The sequence below is a fragment of the Mesorhizobium sp. M5C.F.Ca.IN.020.32.2.1 genome, assembly GCF_004023105.1.
Lineage (GTDB): Bacteria > Pseudomonadota > Alphaproteobacteria > Rhizobiales > Rhizobiaceae > Mesorhizobium > Mesorhizobium wenxiniae.
Map to the genome: position 1 here is coordinate 1 of NZ_RZSX01000396.1, position 5,552 is coordinate 5,552.

At 62.2% G+C, this 5,552-nt stretch carries 8 protein-coding genes and 1 pseudogene; 3 read left to right on the forward strand and 6 right to left on the reverse strand.

The window, feature by feature from the left end:
• Nucleotides 1–570 (forward strand): annotated as a pseudogene (locus EOA86_RS19755) (diacylglycerol kinase family lipid kinase); the annotation flags it as partial.
• Between the two features lie 29 nt (nucleotides 571–599).
• On the opposite strand, the gene EOA86_RS19760 reads toward EOA86_RS19755, so the two are convergent.
• A complete protein-coding gene (locus tag EOA86_RS19760) occupies nucleotides 600–800 on the reverse strand; it encodes a hypothetical protein (protein WP_029348704.1) in 201 nt (66 codons plus the stop codon).
• Nucleotides 801–966: 166 nt separating this feature from the next.
• Here EOA86_RS19760 and EOA86_RS19765 point away from each other — a divergent pair, with 166 nt between their 5' ends.
• Nucleotides 967–2,484: an HWE histidine kinase domain-containing protein gene (locus tag EOA86_RS19765; RefSeq protein ID WP_245497318.1), complete on the forward strand. Its 1,518-nt coding sequence runs from the start codon at nucleotides 967–969 to the stop codon at nucleotides 2,482–2,484.
• 97 nt (nucleotides 2,485–2,581) lie between these two features.
• Here EOA86_RS19765 and EOA86_RS19770 read toward each other — a convergent pair whose 3' ends face one another.
• The 3 genes from EOA86_RS19770 to EOA86_RS19780 form a co-directional block, all read right to left on the reverse strand.
• A complete protein-coding gene (locus tag EOA86_RS19770) occupies nucleotides 2,582–3,046 on the reverse strand; it encodes a hypothetical protein (RefSeq protein ID WP_128343189.1) in 465 nt (154 codons plus the stop codon).
• Nucleotides 3,047–3,058: 12 nt separating this feature from the next.
• Nucleotides 3,059–3,385: a DUF883 family protein gene (locus EOA86_RS19775; protein ID WP_029348705.1), complete on the reverse strand. Its 327-nt coding sequence runs from the start codon at nucleotides 3,383–3,385 to the stop codon at nucleotides 3,059–3,061.
• 126 nt (nucleotides 3,386–3,511) lie between these two features.
• Nucleotides 3,512–4,273 (reverse strand): Crp/Fnr family transcriptional regulator, encoded by a 762-nt coding sequence (locus tag EOA86_RS19780; RefSeq protein ID WP_128343190.1) that lies wholly within the window; start codon nucleotides 4,271–4,273, stop codon nucleotides 3,512–3,514.
• A 186-nt stretch (nucleotides 4,274–4,459) separates the two neighbouring features.
• Here EOA86_RS19780 and EOA86_RS19785 point away from each other — a divergent pair, with 186 nt between their 5' ends.
• The gene (locus tag EOA86_RS19785; RefSeq protein WP_128343192.1) at nucleotides 4,460–4,840 is read left to right on the forward strand and encodes a response regulator; all 381 of its coding nucleotides are present in this window, start codon (nucleotides 4,460–4,462) and stop codon (nucleotides 4,838–4,840) included.
• Between the two features lie 53 nt (nucleotides 4,841–4,893).
• Here EOA86_RS19785 and EOA86_RS19790 read toward each other — a convergent pair whose 3' ends face one another.
• Complete coding sequence (locus EOA86_RS19790) at nucleotides 4,894–5,445, reverse strand: RNA polymerase sigma factor (protein WP_029348707.1); 552 nt, start codon at nucleotides 5,443–5,445, stop codon at nucleotides 4,894–4,896.
• Between the two features lie 3 nt (nucleotides 5,446–5,448).
• Nucleotides 5,449–5,552 (reverse strand): NepR family anti-sigma factor (locus tag EOA86_RS38725; protein ID WP_281035677.1); only part of this gene is annotated, 104 nt, incomplete at its 5' end.

Sequence of the window (5,552 nt, forward strand, 5' to 3'; positions counted from 1 at the left end):
GAGGTGATCGCAGTCGATATGGCAACAGCCAACAATAAGCCATTCGTGCATCAGTTCTCGATCGGCATGCATGCCAGGATGGTTCAGCTTCGCCAGACCATGGAGTTTGGCTCGCGGTTGGGAAAGATGCGGGCTTCAGTCAAGGCTGCGTGGGCGGCGATCAACAACCCGTCGGCAATGAAGGTGACGCTGACCATCGGCGAATCCGAGATCGTGACGCGCACCACCGGCATCGGCATCACCAACAATCTCTTCGGTGAGGGTCACCTGCCCTATGCCGACAACCCCGCCGGCGGCGTGCTCGGCATCTATGTCACGGTGGCGCGGCGACGTGGCGAACTGCTCAGGGTCCTTTTCGACATGGCGCGCGGCAAATGGCGCGACAGTGCGCATGTGGAAATCCACCAGGCTGACCGGGCCGTTTTGAAAGTGCACTCGGCTGCCAAGAAGTTCCGCGCCGTCATGGACGGCGAACTGGTCAGGCTTGACCCCGAAACGACGATCGAAATCCATCCTGGCGCGCTGAACGTTCTGGTCCCGGCGCGCGCTGTCCAAGCGAAGGCAGCGTGATGCAGTCCGGCACAGTCGATCGGATAGCTTCAGCCTTTGGGAATCTCGCCCTGTTCGCCCCTGGGAAGCTCGCCCTGTTCGGTTGTCGACGTCTTGTCTATCATGTTGCCGTAGATCTCTGCGATGCCCCAGGCGATAAACGCCAAAAGCAGCGCGGCGATCAAGATACGGAAAGTGTGCCACCCCCAGCGTCCCTGGCGGGCTTTGTCTTCAGGAACGATCCTGGGCATGATCGGCCTCCATTTCGTTTGGCGCTGGCATGTCGTTTGGCGCTGGCGGGCGCGGCTGGCAAAACGTGGTTGGGTAACGGTTCCTCAAGGCGAAGGTTCCGGTTCAGACGCAGGCAACTGGCGAGAATGGCTGCAAGCACTTGGGGGCCTTGTGGATAGCAGGGTAGTGAAAAAGCCGAATTTGCCGGTCGACGTCCATAGTGTGGTAGGGGCGCAGGACCGGCTTGCAGTACTGCACGGTCTCGACGCCCTCGACACGGCGGCCGATCGTGACTTCGACCATATCAGCGCTCTTGCCGCCGCGGTGATGCTAGCGCCCATCGCGCTGGTGACGCTGGTCGATGTCGAGCGGCAACGGTTCAAGTCCTGTGTCGGCCTGGATGAGACCGAGGCCTCGACAGATGCATCTTTCTGCGCCCATACCATTGCCGCCGGCGACCAGCCGATGGTGGTGACCGATGCGACCACGGATTCACGCTTCAACGCCAGCCCGCTGGTCACTGGCCAGCACCATGTCCGTTTCTATGCGGGTGTGGCGATTGTGGTGGCCGGCGCCCGGATTGGCACGCTCTGCGTGCTCGACCGGAAGCCGCGCGCGTCGCCGTCTGCCGCCCAGCTCGAACAATTGACGGCGCTCGCCAGCCTCGCCGCCAGCCTGTTCGCATTGAAGGACGCCACCCGCAACGGCGCCAGCATCGCTGCGGCGCTGGCGCGAGAGGAAAAACGGCGCGGCATCGCGCTCGATGCCGCCTCGCTCGCAAGCTGGGCATGGGATATCCACACCGATATGATCGAATGCGATGTCCGGTTGTCCGAGCTGTTCGGCCTGCCGCGCTCGAATCGGCTGAGGGCGCGCGATATCCTTGCCGCCATCGACCCGCGTGATGTCTACCAGACCGAGACGCGCTTTCGTGACGCGCTGACTGGCAGCGACGACTATTTTGGCGAATACCGCGTCAAGGGCTTCACTCCGCCGCGCTGGCTCGCGACGCGCGGCCGTGTCATCGAGCGCGACGGCGACGGCAAGCCGACGCTGATCTTCGGCGTCAATTACGACATCACCGAACGCAAGCTCGGCGACGAGCGGCAACGGCTCTTGCTGCGCGAGCTGAACCATCGCGTCAAGAACACGCTGGCGACGGTGCAGGCGCTGGCGACGCAGACCGTTCGCCATGCGCGCCAGCCCAGCGAATTCCTTGAAGCCTTCAGCGCCAGGCTTCAGGCGCTGGGCGCCGCCCACAGCCTGCTGTCCGACCGCGAGTGGCGCGGCATTGGCATCCGCGAACTCGTGCAGATCGAGGTCAAGCCGTTCGACACCGCCGAGCAGCCGCGCATGACGATCTCAGGCGCCGATCTGCTGCTTTCGCCCGACCAGGCAGTCGGGCTTGGCCTGATTCTACATGAACTGGCCAGCAATGCGCTGCAATACGGAGCGCTATCGGCGGCTTCGGGCAAGGTCGATCTCGACTGGCAGGCACAGGGCCGGAAAGGCGCACGGCGCCTGGTGCTGACCTGGCGCGAAAGCGGCGGGCCTGAAGTTGCCTCGCCCGAACGCCATGGCTTCGGCTCGATCCTGATCCGCCGCAGCCTGGCCAAGGTCATCTCCAGCGAAGTGACCCACGAATTCCGGCCGGAAGGCGTATTCGCCGAAATATCGATGCCGCTGGAGGATCTGCCGAAGTGACGGCCCGGCCATGATCCCGAACCGAAGGTCCGCGTCAGCGAAAAGTGCAGCCCGGTTTTGGGATTAGATTGTGGTCAACAAGAACAATCGCTTCGAGCTATTTCGCTTCGCCGGCATCCGGATCGTCGGCATCGGGCTTCACGTTCTCGCGGTAGATGGCGTAGGCGGCGAGTGCGATCGCTGGGCCGAGTATGGTGCCCAGGCCGCCTTTTCCTTTGAGTAGCGCCGGCAGCACGGCGAGCGCGGCCGTGATGCCGACCGCCTTCATATCGGCTTGGCGCCTCCGCGCCCGGCGTCGGGCGCGCGCGCCGGCCGACAGCTGATGGAAGAGCAGGAGAAGCCCTGCGATCACCAGGAAACCGACCCCAAAACCGAGGCAGGCTGCCATCGGCCCGTAGCGCCCCGCCACCCAGACATAGGCCGCACCGACCAGGAAACCGATGCCGCACAGTGCGGCAAGTGCTGCGAGCGCATAGACGATTGCAGCCGTGCGCGCGCGGCGCACGGCTGCCACGGCTTCACCCGAGGCGAGCCCCGAGACCAACGATGCCAGCATTCCCATCTGGGCTGAGGCTTAGCGGCGCGCGAGAAGCGCGAACAGAAAGCCGACGCCTGCCGCGATCGCCAGAGACGTCACCGGCTTTTCGCGCACGCTCGCCACCACTTGGGCTTCGAGGTCCCTGGCGTTGCTGCGCATATTTTCAAACGCTGCTTCGCCTTGGGCGCGCAATTGTTCCATTCCTTCCGCGGCAACGCGACGAGCAGCCCCGTAACCATGTTGGCCGGTCTCGGCCAGCTGTTCGGTGAGTTTCTGAATGTCGACTTTCAACTGCCTGATATCGGCTTCAAGGTCCGAATTCGTCCGGCTTTCGTTCGGGGACTTTCCTGCGGCAGTCGCCATCACTTGACTCCTTGCGTTTGCTCGGGTCGAAACGTTCGACCCACCCCAAGGTTCCGAAATCGGAACAACTCCCATGAAAGGATGTTTCCGCAAGCGAGTCCAGCCCGGCACGTCTCCGGTAGCCGCTCAGATCAGCGGTCGGCGAGCTTCGCTCAACCCTTGCCAGCCGGCGAGTTCCTTGAGCCTTTCGTTGTCGACCACCTCGCAGCCGCCGTCGCGCCAGAAGATAAGCTTGCGGTCCATCAGCTTGCGGATCGTCTTGTTGGTGTGGACCAGCGACAGGCCGAGGGTATCGGCGAGATGCTGCTGCGTGATCGGAATCTGCACGGGCGTCCTGCCGTTCAGCCCGAGCACCCTGGCGCGGCTGGAGATGAACGCGATGAGATAGGCTGCACGCTCGAGCGCGGTGCGTCTGCCAATACTGAGCAGGTTCTCGTCCAGCATGCGTTCCTCTCGCGAGGCGATCCAGGTGATGTCGTAGGCGAGGCCCGGATGGCTGCGGTAGAGTTCGGGAAGGGCTTCCCGCTCGAAAACGCAGAGCAGCATCGGCGACAGCGCTTCCACGGAATGCTGCATTTCTCCCATCAGACTGCCTTGCAAGCCGATGAGATCGCCTGGCATGGAATAGTTCAAAATCTGGCGGCGGCCATCCGACAGCAATTTGTAGCGGAAAGCCCAACCCGACAGCACCGTATAGAGATGGGCGCTGTGGCTTCCCTCCACCAGAACCGTAGCTCCCTTGTCGACGGCCAGTTCGCCCTTCTTGACCGCGTCGACGAAGACAAGTTCCTGCTTCTCGAATGCCCGGAACGCCGGCAACGGCCGCAGTGGGCAGTTCTCACATGAATACCGGCGGGTGGAAAAAGAACGGCCGTTCTGGCCAGGCATTTCAATTCCTCTTCGAAAGCGGCCCTCTTCCGGAAGGCGATAGCAAACGCCCTGCAGGCATCGAGGTTCCGCCATCCGCGACGGGCATGTCTTTTTTAAATGACAGCATGCCAAATAACTTTAAATGACAGGAAGCCAAATAGGGATCATGATTCCTCTGTTCCCTGCGCCCCATGGAGACATTGCTTGCCCCCCTTGCTGGACGGATTGCGGATTCTTGTTCTGGAGGATGAATTCCTGATCGCCATGGATGTCGAGCAGCTTTGCCGCGACTACGGCGCCGGCGACGTGATCATCGCCCGCAATCTGGGTGAGATCGATCGGAAGAGCGTTGCCTCGCAATTCGACGCCGCCATCGTCGATCTCATGCTTGGCGGCGCTTCGACGCTCGATTTCGCTTCGCGGCTGCGCGAATCGGGCGTGCCTTTCGTCTTCGCCTCGGGCTATTCCGACATAGACGAAATCAAGGTTTCCTTTCCGGATGTCAGATTGGTCACCAAGCCTTATTCGGGAGACGATCTCGTGGAGGCAGTGGCGGCGGCGTGCGGGCGCGGCCCTCTTGTTTGATGTCCGGAAAACCGGGACCGATATTACCGGGGCCCATATTGTCGAGGGACAGTTCAGGCGGCGTTCGACCCCGTCACCTGAGCCGATATCGCATCCGGGCCAAACTCGTCATCACCGGAAATCTTCAGGATTTCCTGCAGCCGCGTGCGGGCGCGGCTGACGCGGCTCTTGATCGTTCCGACCGCGCAGCCGCAAATCTCGGCGGCTTCCTCGTAGGAAAAGCCCGACGCGCCGATGAGGATGATGGCTTCGCGCTGGTCCTCGGGCAATTGCTCGAGCGCGCTACGAAAGTCCTTGAGGTCGAGCTGGCCGTGCTGGGCCGGATGGACGGCTAGCCTGGCCGTCATGATGCCGTCGCTGTCCTGCACCTCGCGGCCGCGCTTGCGCATCTGGGAATAGAATTCGTTGCGCAGGATGGTGAACAGCCAGGCCTTGAGATTGGTGCCCGGCTCGAAGCTTTCATGCTTGTCCCAGGCCTTCACCAGTGTTTCCTGCACCAGATCGTCGGCCTTGTCGGCGTTTTGCGTCAATGACACGGCAAAGGCCCGCAGGCTCGGAATCGAGCCGAGCAGATCCGTCTTGAAGCTCTGGGAGACGGCCGCCATGCCTCAGTCCTTTTTCCGTGCAGGTTGGGCCTGTTCCAATTGGCTGAGCAATTGGGCGAAGCGATCCGGCACGTTGTCGGAGACCAGTTCGTCGTAATATTGTTTGA